Genomic DNA, 17,644 nt, shown 5'->3' on the forward strand with positions numbered 1-17,644 from the left:
ATTCAATTCAACCACCTTCCATTTTTTCTATGCTGATCTGCCCTGGAATCTGAACTTCAGAATTATAGAATACCGGTTCCCCGTTTGTGTTCTGTCCGATGAACATATTCGCTTCGGTGCTTCTGACCGGCGCTTTGTTTATTTTTGTTTCGATGAATATTTTTATATTCTTTCTGTCCTTGTTTGGCCTAAATGTTATTTTTATCGTCAGGCACCTTCTAGCCTTCGAAGGCGTTCGATCGTCCGCGATATTGTTCAGGATCTCTTTGATTCCTTCGCGGATCTGTTTTATTAGATTCCCATTCGCGAATTTATCAATATCCATTTTCCAGCCTTTCCTTGTCGCCGGCATTCTGGAAAGTTTTTCCGTCTATGTAACCAGAACGGCGAAGAACGTCGTGTTCGCGCTTTCTTTCGTATTCGCGTTCTTTCGCTTCTTCCAGTCCAGGAATTTGTTCGACAAACGCGTTTACTTCTGGCGGTGTTACCAGGGCCAGGGCAAATTGTTGGCTTTGTGCCTTCTGTTCTTCGAAGTTCAAGTGAAGTCCAGCACAAAAACCTTCCGTGTAGTTCATTTTTTCATTTCTTCCGAATTCCCGTCCGGCGTCTGCATAGATCGCGCGCAACGTTCCGAATCTCTTTCTTACAACCTTCACGGCGTAATTGAAAATATTGATACAGATTTCGGCGTCTTCTTCAAAACCGAAGAATCTTAACTTGAACACTCCACCGGCGCCTTTATATCTGCCTATTGATATAATCAGCCTACAACGGAAATTGTGAGCGATAACACCGGCGACGTCCTTCACCCAGTCGTCACGGAACTGCGGCGATGAAAACGAAACAACCGGTCTTTCTTCTTTTCCGTCTGAAAGCCTTTCGCGGTCAATTTCATATTTCGCCATTAACTCTTGCGCTTTCATCATTGCGGCCTTCGCTTCATTCTCATTGTCCGAAGCTGATAGTTTAATCAACTTTTCGATCTTGTCTATGATCTTTTCGTCTGGCTCATTCACTTTCTTTTTCCCCCTTCTTCATTTCCTGGTATGAAACATAAACCGATTTGTCGTCTATGTAATAATCAGCCGTTATTTTCCGGCTGTTGGTGCCGTAAAGGTCTTTAATCTCCTGAATGTTATCGTTTACCGCGTCGAATTCAAGTCCATTGTTCCGACACATTTCAACGGCCTTTTCCAGTGCTTCGTCAACGCGGCATGTCCACAAAATGATTTTATGTCCGCCTTTTTTCAAACACATAAGCCAGTTAATCAAGGTTTCGTTTGGTTCTCCTACTTCCGGCCATTTTCCGCCGGCGGCAAGGCAACCGTCAAAGTCTACTGCAATTATCATTTACCCAGCAAGCGATCAAGTAGTTCGCTGTTTTCCTTTCTAGCTATCGCCGTTCTTATGGATTCGTTCGGGAACTGTACCGGAAGCGCCATTTTGACAATTCGGTTAATGATACGATCATCGAACTTTAATTCCTCTATCTTGCAATTACTTGTAAAAATCGTGATTTTCTTTTCGATCATGCGGCCGTTTAGAATATTATAAAAACGTTCGTTGATCCAATCCTTCACGCCTTCGACACCTATGTCGTCAATCACCAGGACGGGGACGGAAACAATATCGTGAATTAACTTCTGTTCTGTTTCTTCGTTCTTGCTTGCGCCGCCCCAGGTGGCTTTTATCTGATCCAGAATTTGAATCGTTGTCGCGAACTTTGCGGAAATCATTTTTTCCTGGATAATATCATTCGCGATTGAAACGGCCAGTCTTGTTTTTCCGGATCCCTTCACGCTTGAATAAAAATATAAGCCTTTGCCTGATTCCTGAATTTCTGAAAACTGTTCGACATACTTCTTCGCGATCGTCTTCGCCATCAATGCAAGTTCGCGGCCGCCCTGGGACGAATAACAATCCGTTTGAAAATTATCGACCGTGTGTCCTTCGAATTCCTTCGGGATCGAAGCGAACTTTAACTTCCCGGCTATCCTCTGGCGTTGCATATAACCACAACTACATTCACGCATTGCCACATAATTTCCGTTTTTCACTTCTTCCCAGCCGGTGTCGTGGCAGATCGGGCAATTATAAGCCGGCGTTTCCGCTATTTCTGCGGAATCTTTCAAGTGCTTCGCTCGTAGCGCTATCAGATCCGGGAACATTTTGTTCATTGTTTCCTGAATTGATTCTTCCATCATTGCCGCCCCTTTCGTTTGTGTAGTTGCCTTCTAGGATCTTCAACACGTTTGTTTTGTTTAACAGCCAGTCAAAGGAACAACCCGTCCATTTTCCATTTCTACCGGAAAGAAAGTCGCTTTCATTTGCCATCTTGAAAACAATGTGTAATCGTTCATAAGGCGTTTTGTCGCTAAACAGTTTTAATTTATCAAGTTCATTCAGCAAGGATTTGATTTTCTTTTTCCTGGCTTCTGGAACAGCCCTTATCGAAGGAAGGCTTCGGCAAGTAGAATTATAATCATTCATAATTTCTTCATAGTCGATTCGCTGTTTCGGTGTTTCCGGTAACGGATCACCGACAATATCTTCGTAAGAAGATATATTATTTATATCTTTATTCTTTCTCTTATTCTTATTCTCTCTCTGTTGCGTGACTTCACATGACATTTCTTGTGACGTCACGTGACACGTCACGTTTTCCGCGTGACTTTCTTCATTGTCAAAACACGGAAGTTCGGGAACTTCTTCTTCGCTAGATTCCAGTAATAACGCGCGTTTGCGCTCTCTTTCTCTCTGCTTGCGAAGTCGATTCTGTTCGCGAATTTTGTCCATTCCTTCGACGTTCTGGTGTTTGTCAAAGTTTGTTATGTAGATTCCTTTTTGCGTATTTTCGACCATGTGAAACTTCGAAAACGTCGAAAGTGCCAGGCGAACAACGGTCAACGACTTGTTAAAAATGACAGACAACATTTCGTCACTGTAAGGAAATTCGTCTTCCACCAAGACAAGGCCGTTCGCGTTGCATTTGCCAGCTAAAGCAATAAGGCGGATCCAGATAACAAGTATAGAATCACCTTCCGGCATTGACTGAATGATCTTAATTTTTTCATCGTCGAACATGTCAATTCGAAGTTTGATCCAGTTTATTTCCGCCATAGTTACACCCCTTTACAAGTATTTACTCATTATGTCGCGTTTTGATTGCGGCTTTTTAGGTTCTGCTTTTCTCTGTACTGGTTCCAGATCGTCCAGGAAGTTCACGCCTTTTTTCATGCCAGTTTCACGCGTTGCCGCAAGGTTCTTTTTAATCGTTTCTTCGTTGTCAGAAACTTTGTTATACACAACATCAAGTCGTGATTGTGGAAAAGTAAGTCCTGAAATACAACAAATTGTTTCTTCATCGTTGAACGTCTGGAAGTTGTCGATCGGTGTTCCGACCGCTTTTTCAAGATCTGACATTCTGACGCCGCCAGACATTGACGCCGTGATGTATTTAACGGCTCTATCAGCTTCAATCGGTGCGAAGTGGTTGTCTTTTATTGCTTTGATGATTTCGGCGCTCTCTGTGGCCTTCTGGCGAACCACAAGGGCCATTCCGTGGGCTTTTAGTGTTTCTTCGATTTCTGCCTTGTCGATGTTTCCTTTTACGCTCTTGTGCTTCTCTGGAATGTCAAGGAAGGAACAGAACGATTCGGCAAACTCTTTATTCAGTTCCAGCTTGTCGCCGGATTTGTTATCCAGAATAAAACAAGCGGCTGTTCCGCTGATTTCGGTCAGTTCAGAAAAACATTCGTAAGAATTGATATGTGATTTTACGCTTTCTTCGGTGTCAGGAATGATTGTGATTGTTCCGATCATGCGGCCTTCGTCAATCAAAAGATCTGTAAGCATAGGGCCGGCGCCTGATCCGGTACCGCCGCCGCTGGCGAAGATAGTAAAAATCAGATCAGCCTTGATCTTTGTTTCGATTTCTTCGGCGATATTGTCGAAGTCGTCCATGATTAACTGTTTCGCTTTTCGGCGGTCTTTATTGCAACCTTCGCCGTTTGGAATGTGATATTTGAATTTTGCTTTTTCCAGGGTGTCAAGATCTTCCTGGGAAGTGTTCACGTAAAGAACATTAAAACCTTTCTGTTCGAATAATTGTCCGATGTTTCCGCCAGCTTGTCCGACGGCCACGAATGCAATTTTGCTTTTCATTGTCTGATTTCTCCTTTTCTTCTAACGCCTTCCGGCGGTCTAGTTCTTTTCAGTTTCCAGGAATTCACAACCTGAATCCGTGATATAAAACGTGTCAGCGCGTCCTTCTTTCAGTCCGCGGCCAATATATCCAGACTGTTCAAATTCCTTAATTTTCTTGAATATTGTGTTCTCTTTATATTCAAGATCTTCCGTCTGCGTAATCTCACGAACAGACATTGAAGACAGTTTATTTGTTGCACTGTTCGCCCGAAGGATTGACAGAACAATAAATCCCAGTCTGTTCACCTTATCGCCCCTCTCTAACTCTGATTTATTCTGATTTACTCTGACGAACTCTGATAAACTCTGACGAACTCTGATAAACTCTGATTTACTCTGATTTTTCATAGTAAATTTTTCTAGCTTCTTCCGAAGCAAAGTTCATTTTCGGTTCGACGCGTTCAGCGATAACTTCGTCATAGGGTGTTTCGCCCAGGAATCTTTCACCGTCTGGACAACCGCACGTCGGACAATTTGAAATTGCAATACACGACAAATAGGTGTGACCGCAACCGCCACACGTAACCTTCCAAAATGGATCCGTAACGCGTGTTATACTATCGGCGTAATATTTACTAGAATTCCGATTATTCATTGACATTTCGCGTTTTATCCTTTAATATTATTAAAGGCTTGCGCTTTGCGGTGTAGGCTGTCCGGTGTAACGTCCCAAGGCTCCAATCTTTGGCGTTGCACCGCTTTTTTATGCGGTGTTTCTTACTTTCATAGGCTTTTCTGTCATAATGCCTATTGTCATAGCTTCCAGCGCGTCAGAAAGTGCGCTGTCAAGTTCTGAATTTGTATGTATGCCGAAGCCCGAAAGGATCGCTTTCAGGTTTTCGGCTTTCTCTTTGTTTGATCTCTCTTTATCTGCCATAACTCCACCACCTTAATAGTATTGATTCGGCGCGGTAACATGAAACCATTCAGAACCGCCGTTATATTTCCAATCAACGCGAAGATATTCTTTTTCGGTTGTTGCTACCTGATCGACGTCAGCTTCGCTTTTTCCTTCATCGAAATACTTCTTGAATTTCTTTGTTCTTCCGTTGGCTTTCTGTATGATCCATTCGCGGCCGATCTGATAACGAATGTTTCGCTGTTCTTCTTCGTCCCAGGTTGGCGCCTGACAATAAATATATTCTTTTACAAAATGGACTGATTTCGGCCATAATGTAATTTTTGTATTCATTCCAAGTCCGTTCATGTATGTAATGACGTAGGAAATAAATAATTTCTTCTGTTCTTCCGTCAGATCTTCGAACCCGGTTGTTTCTGTCAGGTCGAAGTTGTGAACGAAAAGAACGTCTTCGGCTGTTCTAAGACAATAATCTGTCAGTCCTCTTTCTTCGTATAACTTGCAAACTTCACGGTATGAAGTGAAATTCGTTGGTTTTCTCATGCTTCCACCTTTCCAGCCATTCTTCGGCCTATTAACCGCGCTATCGCGCGGGCAAACAGAATACAGTTATCGGGTGACGGGGTTCCCCAAACAAGCGGAAAAGAAGCCGAAGTTCGCGCTCACGCCGGAACGCGGATGGCTCAAGTTCAACGCGGAAGGCCCAGCGTACGAAGTGTAGGAGTAACGGCCACCCACGAACTCGACGGCTTCTTCCAGGTTGGCGTCTGCCGCGAACCATTCGTGACTTTCTTCCACTCCGTCGGCGTCTTTTGTAATGACACCCAGGTCGGAAAGAATTTCTGGAATCTCTTTCAAATCAATCAAAACTTCGTCGCGTTCTACGGCGTCCCAGCCGTCTTCGACTTCGCCGGTCGTAATCACGATAGCGCCATCGCGTGGGCCAATCTTTACCGGCTTATCGTCCGAAAGAAGATTGACGAACTGATCGCTTTCTTTTGAAAGATCCGCGTCTGGTGCGGCGGCGTTGTTATCTGGCATGTATTGAAGAACGCCTTTCTTCAATCTCATTCCGGAGACGGTCTTCCAAACATTCCCCACGGTGTCGGCGATTCCGGTTTCTTTGTTTCCGTTGTGGAACCAGGAAGCCGGGCCGGATCCAGTCAATGTCTTTCCCCAATCTGATTCGATTCCTTTTTCATTTCCGTCCTTGTGCCAGCTTCCGACGTCTGTGTTCCCGTGAACGCCTTTCTTCGTCTGATCCTGAATATATTTCCATTCAGCATTAGTCAGAAGGTGCCAGCCTTCACCCTTCGCACGACACGCGGTGATCATTTCGTCCATTGAAATTCCGGTCTTCGGTTCCTGGAATGGTAAGCTATACGCGCGGCCGTCGAATACAGAATTCAAAAACTGGGAAAGATAAATCGAATCATATTCAACCCCATTCACGAAGAAGATTCTTTCCGCTTCTTTTGGTGTTGGTGCCGTGTTCTCTACCTTCACCATGAAGGAAGGCATTCCGTTATTGTCGTACTTTAAAACGACCGATTCTTTTACATGCTTCATTTGCTTATTTCCTTTCTATTTTGACCGCTATTCCGCGGCGTTTTAGCTCATTGACAAGTTCCTTCGTCTTCGTTCCTGAAATCGCTTCACGGCGCTTCTGGTAATCTTCCGGAAGCCTTTCGCGCTTCTTACGTCCCAGGTAATCATCGGGCGTCAGGTCGAACAATTCAAACGAAGCGATATTTGTTCTTTCGTACTTATTTAGGATCACCCACCACATGTTATTGATATTGTGGTAAACCTTACCGCGATAGATCCGTCCGTCCCAGTGTCGAAAATACTTAATATCGCCATTGTGAAGCGTTTTCTTGTCGCGATCGCGGCCGTTATATGATTCTTGTGTCTGACCGTCTGTGTCTGAAAGATTGAAATTCATGTCTTTCTGTTCGTGGTGCCATTCTCTGACGTATGCGGCTTTAATCTTATCTTCCGCCAGCTTGTAATATTTACAAGATTCGTCTTCTAGATCTTCAAGGATATTCAAAAGATACACGATTTTATTCATGTACTTTATATATTGAAGTCGTATAAGAAATGGCATTTTCTGAAATTTACGGAAGTCGTACCGGCCGCCACACGGGTTTTCAAAGTTTATATTCTGGAAGAATTCGATCTTAAAACCGTTTGGAAATTGTTCGGCGTAGAATTCCAAGTCGCCGCGTTTTCCGATGAAATAATTGCTTCGAATGATTCTGTGAACTTTCGAATCCTTGCTGATCTGAAAGCCTTCATCGCGAAGCATGTTAAAAATGTGGTGTTGTGTTCCATAATGGCGGAATTTGTGTCCACGCCACAGGCCACCAGGATTCCGTTCCGTGTTATTCGTGTATTGAATACCAGTGTCGTAAATTCTGTAACAATCCTTATTCAATTTTCTTTACCTCTTTTCGCTTATTTCCAACATCAGGCCGCCGATTGCAGTCGGTTGTTCGGCTTTATGTTGATAAGTCGACCCTTGTTATCGTCTGGCCGCGGTTGTTGGCGTAACGTCTTTTGCGTATGCGGCGCCGGCTTCCATGCCGTTCATATATGCCAGCATAACGATTTCAAATATAGGTCGTTTTCCGCCTGGAACTCCTCTGATAACTTCGCACAAACGCTTTGCGTCTGTAATCTGTTCAGAAGTTAAAGGCTCATTATTTACTTTACCCATGAAATCACTTCCTTTCGTTTGGTGCTGTTATTTGTTGTCTATGCCGTTATTATATATTGCCAATCGCGTGTTGTCAATACCTTTTTGTTGCCTTTGCGATTTTTTGTTGACAACGCCGTTTTTGTGTGGTAATTTATAAACAGAAAGTGAGGTGAAACAAAATGGACATCGGCGACCGCATTAAGAAAATCAGGAAAGAACTTGATTTGACACAAGCTGAATTCGGGGCAAGAATTGGATCTGTCCAAAACACTGTTACCGGTTATGAAAGTGGAAGAAGAAACCCTTCGGCGCCAGTAATAGCGTTGATATGTGAAAAATTTAATGTTTGCGAAGAATGGCTTCGGAATGGAAACGGCGAAATGTTTAAGCCGGCGCCTTCGGACGTATTGGATCAATTAGCATATGAATACAATTTGTCGAACGCTTCTTATGTAGCTATTGAAAAATTTGTGAGTTTGAAGCCAGAAAAAAGAAATGAATTGATTGAATTTTTCCTTGAAGTGTCAAAGGCGATTCTGGAAAGCGAAGCAGATCCAAACGCTCCGGCATTTACGGAAGGCTGTGTTCCTACATTTTCGCAAGATTCTTTAATTCAAGCTTTCCGCGATAGCGTACCGAAAACACCAGAAGAACTAGAAAAGAAGTTTCCGCCGGTGAAGTCAGGACGGGAAGACGCCGGATAAGCACATAACTCCTTTTAGCACCCGGCGACCTCCCGTAAATTTTACATAATAGTTTCATGCCATGTAAATTTTATATAAATGCCGGGTGCAAAAATCACATGAATACATTAAAAATAATTGAAAGGTCGGTCGAATGTTAATTATTCTTATTATAATTTTTGTTCTTCTTTTCGCCATAGCTTTGAAATCAGGCGAAAAGACAGTGAAAAAAGCAATCGAAAGCGATAGGATTTTCTTTCCCTTCGACGATTCTATCCACAAAACAAGGCAACAGCAAGAACGGATAAAGCGTTCCGTTGAGCATGATTTAAAAATCAAAACAACATTGTCAAATGGTTATAGTGGGAAAATTATCGGTACAACAGGAAATACATATCTTGTAACACTTAAAAATTGCTCTTGTCAGGATTTCAAAAGAAGGAATCTTCCTTGCAAACATATGTATTTCTTGGCCGAAAATACGCTCCGGTGTAATGTCTGGCGCGATGAAAAAACCGATGAATATTGTATTGAAAAAATTAGCATTAAAAAGTAGACTGGTGCAAGCGCGATCGGATTAACCGTGATTATTTCAAAATATCTTACGCTTTGGAATATGGGTGAATGCTTGTTTTGTGGAATATGAAAGGCTTCGAAAGAATCAAAAAGAAAGTTTCCGACAGCAAATAGCGGCGGCGATGAAAAACTGATTAGATACTAAAAACACCCGGCCTTTACGGTTTTACCAGATTAGCAGATAAATTTTTGTCTTTCCGTTGAAATCTAAGTTGTAGTACATCAATTTACTTTTTGCATAATAAAGCGCATAAATGCCACTTTCGCCATATTCTATGTATTTTATTTTCATAACACCACACCTTTCCAGTAAAGGACGGGCGCTGTTATATTATACTTTTTGGAAGGAACTTCATAAACTGATAATTTACTAAGATTTTACTACAATTTGAGATAATTATTTTCAATAAACTTAATTAAATAAAAAATAGTCGGTCAATGACTGCAATCATCGATCGACTTTAACACCAGACAACCGAAAACGGCCTTCTGATATTGGAAATAAGCAACTTCTATTATATCATCGAAAGCCGCTAAAATCAATGGGTTTTCTTTTTTATACCCATTTTTCGGTGCCTGGGGAAAGGGCGTCCAATGAAATATAAAAAAGTGCGTTCAGGAATTCGAATCTGGACGAAGAAAAAGGCCGCTTTGTATGTCCGCGTATCGACAAGATACCAGGTTGACAAAGATAGTCTTCCTTTTCAACGAAAGAAACTGAAAGAATATTGTGATTTTCTAGGAATAGACGAATTTGTTATATTCGAAGACGACGGATATTCCGCAAAGAATACGGATCGACCACACTTTCAAGAAATGATGAATCGCGTTCGCGCTGGCGAATTTTCACACCTGATCGTTTACAAAGTGGATCGTGTGTCGCGAAATCTTCTTGACTTTGCGGCAATGTACCAGGAATTAAAAGATCATAAGGTGACTTTTATTTCCATGAACGAACAATTCGATACTTCGTCCGCAATCGGTGAAGCTATGCTTAAAATCATTCTTATTTTCGCCGAACTTGAAAGAAACATGACTTCCGAACGTGTAACTGGGATCATGCTTGATCGCGCCGAAAATGGATTGTGGAACGGTGCAAGAATGCCAGTCGGCTATCGGTGGAATGAAGAAACAAGATTTCCGGAACCGGATCCGGAAGAAGTCAAGATCGTTCAATTCATTTTTGACGAATACGAAAGAACCAGATCGGCGATGAAAGTTACGCGTTACCTAAATAACAATCATGTAAAATCGAAACGCGGCGGTCAGTGGACTTCGAAACTAGTTCACGACATAATCAGAAACCCGTTCTATATTGGAACGTACCGGTATAACATGCGCGAAGCTGGGCGTGGCCCATTGAAACCAGAAAGTGAATGGATCGTCCGGAAGAATAATCACGAAGGAATCATTTTGGGAGAACAATTTGACCGGTGTAATAAAATCATGGACGAAAATGCTTCGACGCGTGACAGTTCGGATCTACGCGCCAGGAAGTACATTCACACATTTTCTGGACACCTGGTTTGTGGCAAGTGCGGCGCAAACATGATCGCGTCAAAGGATCGCGCAAGAGCGAACGGATTCCGGCCTTCTATGTATCGTTGCGCCCAGCGTTCGAAAATGCTTGATTGCGACAATTCCAAGACGATAAACGAAAGTTATATCGGGCCGTTCATTTTTAACTACGTGGCGAACCTGGCGCGGATCCAGAAGAATTCCGGTCAGATTGATTCGATCGAAAAATTACAAAAGGAATTATTGAAGGGTGAAGAATTTGAAAGTGTGTCTTCGATTATGCCTGACGGGTTGAAGGAAACATTCGCCGCCTTGAAATATAGTACCAACGGTTCCTATTTGCCATCCCTGGGCTTTTCTGGTGACGACTCGGACTATTCAACCGCCGAACAACTTTCTTTACTGCGTGGTGAAAAAGACAAGTGTAAAAACGCAATCACAAGACTTACAGATCTTTATTTATACGATCCGGAATCTATGACGAAAGAAGAATTTTCTTCCAGGAAGAAAGATCTGACGAAAAAGGTTCTTGATTTCGAAAAGCAAATTGAAGAACTGGAAGACGGATCCGCGGCCGGTGATGATCTGGCCGACCTGTCATTCATCAAAAAGGCGTCGGCTTTCCTGGTGGCCCAGCGTATCGTTTCAAAGAAACATGTTGATTATATGCAAATGGTTCTTGATCTGGACAATGAAATTCTGAAAGATTTCGTCGATCAGGTTATAGATCAGATCGTCGTTGAAGATGGTCGTGTTCAATCTATAACATTCGTAAACGGTCTGAAACACGAATTTTCCTATTCGCGGCCGGCGGAAATGCCAGTGTGTAAAGTTTGCGGCGGCCGGATCGGTTCGACGATCGGTTGTAGAACAAGAACATTCTCTTTTCAAAATAAACGCTATCAGCGAATTAAAGTCGGGGATCCTGGCGACGATTTCGCCGGAAAGAAGAATCCGGTTTGTCCTGATTGCTTCGCCCAGGAAGGACGCTGGCACCATTGGAACTGTTCGGTCGAACGGTGTCCGATATGTGGCGAATATCTTTCAAAGTGTGAACACGGGCCGAATAAATAAAAATAAGCCGCTTCCCCGGTGTGGGTCGCGGCTTTTTATATGTCGTGTTATTGCGACATGTGATTCTTTTTATGTATTCCTATCGCATATCTATGGCAACGTTCTTTTGCTGTTTTGTCGTCTGGCGGTGTTCCGTAGCGGCATTCGAAACAAGCGGCGCATTTGTACGAGTATTCGTACCAGGTCGAATATTCTTTTCCAGGAATTGCAAATTGACATTTGTTTCCTTCCATCAGTCTTCAACTCCTATAATTTGATATTTTATAAGTGATACGTTACAACATGAATTCATAAGTTTTTTAATAGCATTTTCAGCCCCGGAATAACTAGAATAACGTTTCGCTTGTGAAATATCAGTTCCAACAAGGGCGGCGTATTTTTCGCCGTTCACAACATAGGTTCCGGTTCCGATATACTCTGTTTGATTCGACAAAATACTGTCTTGTGTTCTGATTACAAATTTCATATTTTCACCTTCATTCTATCTTTCCACGTTCGAATTTAGATTCCAGGAATCCGTTGATCTGCTTGTCAGAATAGCCAGCGGAAACGCGTTCCTGGCAATACGCCATTATGTCGTAACATACTTTCATGTATTTATCATTGATGTGTTTTTCGTCTTCCTCTGTAAACGTAACGCTAAATGGAATATATCGGACGATTTCAAGTCTTGAAAATGTTTTTTGAATGTTTGGGTAATTTCTGAATTCTGTTTCGTTTCTTGTATAATTATCTAATTGCGCGCGTAGAATCTGAAAATCAAAATATTCGCCTTTTGTTTTTCCAGTTTCTTTTCTGTATATTACTTTGATTTTTAATCCTGGAATTATTTTCATGTTGTCGCGAATATCATACGATTCGACGCGCATTTGATGAAGTTGTGCGTATAGATAAGCCTTTTCTTTATCCAGAAATACAGAATCGACAGCATAGTCCGAATAACAGCCACTTGTCACAAGATAAGCCACGTTATTTTCACTCATTTTTCACACTTTCCTTTCCAGGAAAAGCCGTGTATTTATTGACTTCTTTCAATATCTATTTTACTTAAACGGTAGGACAGCCAAAGGTTACGACTGAAAAGGTCAGCTGTCTGTTAAGCTCCTCTTCCTTACGTTTTACCCATTCCCTGCATTTAGCCATAAAATAATACTGGCGCTGGGGCTCGTTAATGGGTTCCTTACTATCTAAATTGACATCTTCAAGATTCATAAGTAAACTGCTCATTTTCTATTCTCAACTTTCAAAATACAATTATCAGGTACGGCCTTGCAAGGCTGCACCACTGCTGCATCATAAAATTATATCTTATGCAGCCCCAAATTACAACACTTAACCGCGCAAGCTTACGATCAGGGTCTTACCTGTCCGTTACCGAAGATAATATATTTCGTTGAAGTTAAGGCCAGCAATCCCATAGGCCCTCTGGCATGAAGTTTTTGGGTACTGATACCAATTTCCGCACCGAAGCCGAATTCTCCTCCGTCCGTAAAACGGGTAGAAGCATTGACATATACTGCTGCTGCATCAATCTCATTTAAAAACTTCATGGAATTCTGATAATGCTTTGTAATGATGGACTCCGAATGCCCGGTATTGTAATGATTGATATGCTCAATGGCTTCCTCGATGGAATCCACTACTTTTAAAGATATCAGGCGGTCCAGATATTCCTTTCCATAGTCCTCTTCTGTTGCTGCTTCTATTTCCGGGCAGATGGCTCTGGCTCTTTCATCTCCTCTGATTACTACCTGGCTGTCTGTAAGCATTTTATATAACAAAGGAATAAATGCATCTTTAATACGGCTGTGTACCACAAGGGATTCACAGGCATTGCACACTCCGAGTCTCTGGGTCTTGGCATTGTGTATAATACTCAATGCCATGTCAAAGTCTGCCGATTCATCCACATAGATATGGCAATTTCCGGTTCCTGTTTCTATCACAGGGATTGTGCTGTTTTCAACCACTGTCTGAATCAGTCCGGCTCCACCTCTTGGGATCAGTAAATTAATGTATTTATTCAGGCGCATTAATTCTTTTGCCGTCTCTCTGCTGGTATCTTCCACCAATTGTATGGAATCCTCTGTTATTTCACAGGAGGCAAGTGCTTCTCTGATTACCTTTACAATTGCAATATTGGAATGAATGGCATCACTGCCGCCCTTTAATATGACGGCATTGCTGGTTTTAAAGCATAGTCCGAAGGCATCGGCAGTTACATTGGGTCTGGATTCGTAGATAATACCGATAACTCCCATAGGAACCCTCTTTTGCCCTATAATCAGCCCGTTGGGTCTTTCCTTCATTGACAGCACTTCACCTATGGGATCTTCCAGGGCTGCAATGTCCAAAAGTCCCTCTGCCATCGCTTCTATCCTTGCCGTATTAAGCTTAAGCCTGTCAATTAATGCCTCTGACATACCGTTTGCTTCGGCATTTTCAACATCTCTTAAGTTAGCCGACAGAATTTCATCTCCATGGCTTTTTAAGGCTTTGGAAGCGGCCTTTAATCCAATGACTTTTTTCTCCTTGCTAAGCGTGTTTAAAACAGCTGCTGCCTTTCCGGCTTTTTGTCCTATTTCCACTAATTCCATGAAATCACCCTTTCCTTTCTGTTGGCAATCTTACATCCAATATATTAGGTGCTCTCCTCTAGGAGGAAAAGCTTTTCGAAAAAGTATCTGTAATTATGAAATCTATCTTTACATCATGGGGTTCTCTTGGTATGCTTTCATACACCTGAAAGTCATATGCGAAAGCAATCTTTAAAAATTCTGCCTTATGGGCTGCAAAATAAGCATCATAATAGCTCTTTCCATAACCGATACGGTTTCCTTCCATATCAAAAGCCAACCCCGGCACCAGTATTACATTTACCGTGTCTGTCAAAAGCTCTATTTTATTTTGAATATCCGGCTCCGGTATCCCTAAGCTGCTTATTCCGGTATCATTAAAAGACTCAATGTAAAAGAATTCAATATCCTTTCCCATTACCTTGGGCAGTGCTACTTTTTTACCGTCCTTTAAAGCCTGATTGATTAAGGGCAGGGTATTAACCTCCTGATTAAAGGCGGCATAGAGTATTATCTGGCTGCAATTCCTATATTCCGTTAACGCAGTGAAGTACTTGGTTATAATTTCACTCTTTGCGGCTATCTGCTCTTTGGTGAGCTTTTCCTTTTTACCCTTTATTTCCTGTCTGACTTCGTTCTTTGTCATCTAGTTCTTTTCCTTTTTAGCAAGCTCTGTCACAGTTCCATCCGGATTTAGTACGGATATATGGTTAAGGGTACCTCTTAAGTTATTCCTCACCGCCTGTATATATTCACTGCGAAGCTGTGCCTGTTCTTCTTTTTCCTGTTCTGTCAGCCCGCCTTCCTTTGATTTCTTATATAATTCATTGATTCTTGCTAATTTATTATCTTCCATTTATGCTCCTGACTTCCATCTTTCCTGCTATAATATTTTTTATCGTTAAACCTTGTTTGGATACTGCCTGGTGCTGATATAATCAAGCAATTTAAAATTTTCATTCTTATTTTCCAAAAAGAAGGTTCCCTTTTTCTCCCCTGCCATAATAGAATTGATGATATCCACTTCTTCTCCGTTTGCAATTACCATGTCAGCTCCGGAAGCAGTTGCTATCTTTGCGGCACTTATTTTAGTTGCCATACCACCTGTTCCTACAAGAGTAGAAGAATCCTTGGCCATACCCTCAAACTTCTCATCTATATGCTCCACGCTGTCAATAAATACAGCTTCGGCATTTTGCCTGGGATCATCGGTATAAAGCCCGTCAATATCGGACAGAAGGATCAATAAGTCAGCATTCACCAATGCCGTTACAATCGCCGACAAGGTATCATTATCGCCAAACTCAATTTCATCCGTTGTTACGGTATCATTTTCATTTACAATGGGTATTACTCCCATTTCAAACAGCTCATGAAAGGTATTCTGGGCATTTTCCCTGCTGATATCATTAATCATAGTATACTTTGTCATTAATATCTGTGCCGGAACCTGATTGTATTCGGCAAATAATTTTTGGTATACCATCATAAGCCTTGTCTGCCCAACGGCTGCACAAGCCTGTTTTACGGACTTTTCTGTGGGACGGTTACTAATACCAAGGGTCTCTTTCCCGACTGCAATCGCACCGGAAGATACCAGAATAACATCCTTCCCCTGATTTCTTAAATCGGTTAATATGCGTACCAGTTTCTCCATCTTTGAAAGATTAATCTTCCCTGTCTCCTGATGGGTCAATGAGGATGAGCCTATCTTAATAACAATTCGCTTTTTATTCTTTAAATGCTCTCTGCCAGCCATATTTCTTCCTCTCCTGCCTTTAAGCCATTCTCCTGTAAAATAATATTATTGTAACCTATTTGAGATTACCTGTAAATATTGGATTCTTAAATTTTGATGCGATGGCTTCAAATACCTTGATGCCGTCAACGGCAGCCGAGGTAATGCCCCCTGCATAGCCTGCCCCTTCCCCGCAAGGGTATATTCCCTTGATACTGGACTCAAAGAACTCATTTCTTTCCATCCTAAGCGGTGAGGAAGTTCTTGTCTCTACTCCCGATAAAATGGCCTCTTCATCAGAAAACCCTGTTATTTTGTGTTCAAATGCTTCTATTCCGTCTATTAAGGCAGACGATACATAATCCGGCAGACAGTCTCTAAGATTCGAAAGCTGGTATCCTCCCTTTAGGTTAGGCATCATTTTCCCAAATCCCGTACTGGTCCTGCTTCTCTTAAAATCTCCGTAAAGCTGCACCGGCACTGATCCTTTTCCGGCTGCGTAAGCTTTGGCCTCCCATATCCGCTGGAATTCAACACCTGCCAGAGGGTAATTTTCTATCTCCGATTTTGGAAAGTCCGCTGGTGTAACTGTCACTATTAAAGCACTGTTTGCATTCTTTTCATTTCTGGCATGATTACTCATCCCATTGACGGCAATACGGCCTTCTTCAGAAGAAGCATTGACTACGAATCCTCCCGGACACATGCAAAAGGAATAAATCCCTCTGTTATTTGCTGCGTTGTGAGTCAATTTATAGTCTGCCGGCGGCAGTTTCTCATACCTGCTTCCATATTGGTTTCTGCTGATCAATTCCTGTGGATGTTCCATGCGAAGACCTATTGCAAAGGATTTAGGCGTAAGCTTCATACTCTTTTCGTAAAGCATCTTAAAAGTATCTCTGGCACTGTGCCCAAGAGCCAGTACTAACACCTCACAGGCAAGAATCTCCTTGTGATTAAGCTCAATACCGGTAACTTCTCCCTGTTCTGTAATGATATCAGTAAGACAGGTATTAAACCTTACTTCACCGCCAAGAGCTATAATTTCCTCCCGGATTGCCTTTACCACATTCCTTAGCTTATCCGTCCCGATGTGGGGTTTATTTAAGTAACGTATTTCTTCCGGGGCGCCATGCTCTGCCAGTATCTGAAGTACAAAATGGTTTCTTCCGGACTGGTCCTTTATCAGGGTATTTAACTTCCCATCGGAAAAGGTACCTGCCCCGCCTTCGCCAAACTGTACATTGGACTCTAGATTTAACATACCGCCATTCCAGAAGCTTTCTACCGTTTCCACTCTTTTGTCCACTTCTTCCCCCCGTTCCAGAATAACAGGGCAGTAACCAAAGCGGGCTAACATCAGTCCGCAGAATAATCCGGCAGGACCAAATCCTGCAATAACAGGCCTGGCTGCCAGTCTGGCTTCACCGGAGGACTTAAACTGATATGCACTTTTCTTTGCTATGGTGACATTGGGAGATTTCAGCCTTGCAGCTTTTTTTTCTTCCTCTGAAACCTCTGCCTCCACCTGATACACATAAAAGATGTCTTCCTTTCTGGCATCTATGGATTTTCTGGTAATTACAAGCTTCTTTATCTCCTGTTCGGGTATCTTAAGGGTCTTTGCTGCCAGCTTGTACAAATCCTTCTCTGTATGATCAATTTTAAGTTTTAACTGGGATATCTGTAGCATAAGTTACCTCTTTTCTC

The 17,644-nt window shown here is 42.3% G+C and carries 23 protein-coding genes; 3 read left to right on the top strand and 20 right to left on the bottom strand.

Annotation, left to right across the window (positions count from 1 at the left end):
- Positions 1 to 7: 7 nt before the first annotated feature.
- From BUF11_RS12975 to BUF11_RS13025, 12 genes are all read right to left on the bottom strand, one after another.
- Positions 8 to 325 (bottom strand): hypothetical protein, encoded by a 318-nt coding sequence (locus tag BUF11_RS12975; protein WP_073589285.1) that lies wholly within the window; start codon positions 323 to 325, stop codon positions 8 to 10.
- Positions 315 to 1,016, bottom strand: a complete 702-nt coding sequence (locus tag BUF11_RS12980) for a DUF2786 domain-containing protein (RefSeq protein WP_073589286.1) — start codon at positions 1,014 to 1,016, stop codon at positions 315 to 317. The genes BUF11_RS12975 and BUF11_RS12980 overlap by 11 nt, the downstream gene beginning before the upstream one ends.
- Entirely contained in the window at positions 1,009 to 1,350 is a 342-nt protein-coding gene (locus tag BUF11_RS12985) for a hypothetical protein (protein WP_073589287.1), read from the bottom strand. The genes BUF11_RS12980 and BUF11_RS12985 overlap by 8 nt, the downstream gene beginning before the upstream one ends.
- The gene (locus tag BUF11_RS12990; protein WP_175562056.1) at positions 1,347 to 2,132 is read right to left on the bottom strand and encodes an ATP-binding protein; all 786 of its coding nucleotides are present in this window, start codon (positions 2,130 to 2,132) and stop codon (positions 1,347 to 1,349) included. The genes BUF11_RS12985 and BUF11_RS12990 overlap by 4 nt, the downstream gene beginning before the upstream one ends.
- The gene (locus BUF11_RS12995) at positions 2,092 to 3,120 is read right to left on the bottom strand and encodes a phage replisome organizer N-terminal domain-containing protein (protein ID WP_073589288.1); all 1,029 of its coding nucleotides are present in this window, start codon (positions 3,118 to 3,120) and stop codon (positions 2,092 to 2,094) included. The genes BUF11_RS12990 and BUF11_RS12995 overlap by 41 nt, the downstream gene beginning before the upstream one ends.
- A 12-nt stretch (positions 3,121 to 3,132) precedes the next feature.
- Positions 3,133 to 4,164, bottom strand: a complete 1,032-nt coding sequence (locus BUF11_RS13000; RefSeq protein WP_073589289.1) for an FtsZ/tubulin family protein — start codon at positions 4,162 to 4,164, stop codon at positions 3,133 to 3,135.
- 39 nt (positions 4,165 to 4,203) lie between these two features.
- A complete protein-coding gene (locus BUF11_RS13005) occupies positions 4,204 to 4,554 on the bottom strand; it encodes a hypothetical protein (RefSeq protein ID WP_139243409.1) in 351 nt (116 codons plus the stop codon).
- Positions 4,555 to 4,909: 355 nt separating this feature from the next.
- Positions 4,910 to 5,083, bottom strand: coding sequence for a hypothetical protein (locus tag BUF11_RS24365; protein WP_175562057.1), 174 nt, complete (start codon positions 5,081 to 5,083; stop codon positions 4,910 to 4,912).
- 12 nt (positions 5,084 to 5,095) lie between these two features.
- Positions 5,096 to 5,608, bottom strand: coding sequence for a hypothetical protein (locus BUF11_RS13010; RefSeq protein WP_073589291.1), 513 nt, complete (start codon positions 5,606 to 5,608; stop codon positions 5,096 to 5,098).
- Positions 5,609 to 5,674: 66 nt separating this feature from the next.
- Positions 5,675 to 6,634, bottom strand: coding sequence for an SUMF1/EgtB/PvdO family nonheme iron enzyme (locus BUF11_RS13015; protein WP_073589292.1), 960 nt, complete (start codon positions 6,632 to 6,634; stop codon positions 5,675 to 5,677).
- Positions 6,635 to 6,638: 4 nt separating this feature from the next.
- Positions 6,639 to 7,505 (bottom strand): hypothetical protein, encoded by an 867-nt coding sequence (locus tag BUF11_RS13020; RefSeq protein WP_073589293.1) that lies wholly within the window; start codon positions 7,503 to 7,505, stop codon positions 6,639 to 6,641.
- Between the two features lie 87 nt (positions 7,506 to 7,592).
- A complete protein-coding gene (locus tag BUF11_RS13025; protein WP_073589294.1) occupies positions 7,593 to 7,787 on the bottom strand; it encodes a hypothetical protein in 195 nt (64 codons plus the stop codon).
- A 161-nt stretch (positions 7,788 to 7,948) separates the two neighbouring features.
- Here BUF11_RS13025 and BUF11_RS13030 point away from each other — a divergent pair, with 161 nt between their 5' ends.
- From BUF11_RS13030 to BUF11_RS13040, 3 genes are all read left to right on the top strand, one after another.
- The gene (locus tag BUF11_RS13030) at positions 7,949 to 8,473 is read left to right on the top strand and encodes a helix-turn-helix domain-containing protein (protein ID WP_073589295.1); all 525 of its coding nucleotides are present in this window, start codon (positions 7,949 to 7,951) and stop codon (positions 8,471 to 8,473) included.
- 202 nt (positions 8,474 to 8,675) lie between these two features.
- Positions 8,676 to 9,008, top strand: a complete 333-nt coding sequence (locus BUF11_RS13035; protein ID WP_207665483.1) for an SWIM zinc finger family protein — start codon at positions 8,676 to 8,678, stop codon at positions 9,006 to 9,008.
- A 614-nt stretch (positions 9,009 to 9,622) separates the two neighbouring features.
- Positions 9,623 to 11,620 (top strand): recombinase family protein, encoded by a 1,998-nt coding sequence (locus BUF11_RS13040; RefSeq protein ID WP_073589297.1) that lies wholly within the window; start codon positions 9,623 to 9,625, stop codon positions 11,618 to 11,620.
- A gap of 232 nt (positions 11,621 to 11,852) precedes the next feature.
- Here BUF11_RS13040 and BUF11_RS13050 read toward each other — a convergent pair whose 3' ends face one another.
- The 8 genes from BUF11_RS13050 to BUF11_RS13085 form a co-directional block, all read right to left on the bottom strand.
- Positions 11,853 to 12,086 (bottom strand): hypothetical protein, encoded by a 234-nt coding sequence (locus BUF11_RS13050; protein ID WP_073589299.1) that lies wholly within the window; start codon positions 12,084 to 12,086, stop codon positions 11,853 to 11,855.
- Between the two features lie 10 nt (positions 12,087 to 12,096).
- Positions 12,097 to 12,603 (bottom strand): hypothetical protein, encoded by a 507-nt coding sequence (locus BUF11_RS13055; RefSeq protein WP_073589300.1) that lies wholly within the window; start codon positions 12,601 to 12,603, stop codon positions 12,097 to 12,099.
- 64 nt (positions 12,604 to 12,667) lie between these two features.
- Positions 12,668 to 12,832, bottom strand: coding sequence for a hypothetical protein (locus BUF11_RS24035; protein WP_175562058.1), 165 nt, complete (start codon positions 12,830 to 12,832; stop codon positions 12,668 to 12,670).
- Positions 12,833 to 12,972: 140 nt separating this feature from the next.
- Positions 12,973 to 14,217 (bottom strand): glutamate-5-semialdehyde dehydrogenase, encoded by a 1,245-nt coding sequence (locus BUF11_RS13065; RefSeq protein WP_073589302.1) that lies wholly within the window; start codon positions 14,215 to 14,217, stop codon positions 12,973 to 12,975.
- 58 nt (positions 14,218 to 14,275) lie between these two features.
- Entirely contained in the window at positions 14,276 to 14,842 is a 567-nt protein-coding gene (locus tag BUF11_RS13070; protein WP_073589303.1) for a 5-formyltetrahydrofolate cyclo-ligase, read from the bottom strand.
- Positions 14,843 to 15,052, bottom strand: a complete 210-nt coding sequence (locus BUF11_RS13075) for a DUF896 domain-containing protein (protein ID WP_073589304.1) — start codon at positions 15,050 to 15,052, stop codon at positions 14,843 to 14,845. It lies immediately after the preceding gene.
- Between the two features lie 45 nt (positions 15,053 to 15,097).
- The gene (gene proB, locus BUF11_RS13080) at positions 15,098 to 15,955 is read right to left on the bottom strand and encodes a glutamate 5-kinase (RefSeq protein ID WP_073589305.1); all 858 of its coding nucleotides are present in this window, start codon (positions 15,953 to 15,955) and stop codon (positions 15,098 to 15,100) included.
- 55 nt (positions 15,956 to 16,010) lie between these two features.
- Positions 16,011 to 17,627, bottom strand: a complete 1,617-nt coding sequence (locus BUF11_RS13085) for an NAD(P)/FAD-dependent oxidoreductase (protein WP_073589306.1) — start codon at positions 17,625 to 17,627, stop codon at positions 16,011 to 16,013.
- Positions 17,628 to 17,644: the final 17 nt, after the last annotated feature.

Source organism: Anaerocolumna xylanovorans DSM 12503 (genome assembly GCF_900143645.1).
Lineage (GTDB): Bacteria > Bacillota > Clostridia > Lachnospirales > Lachnospiraceae > Anaerocolumna > Anaerocolumna xylanovorans.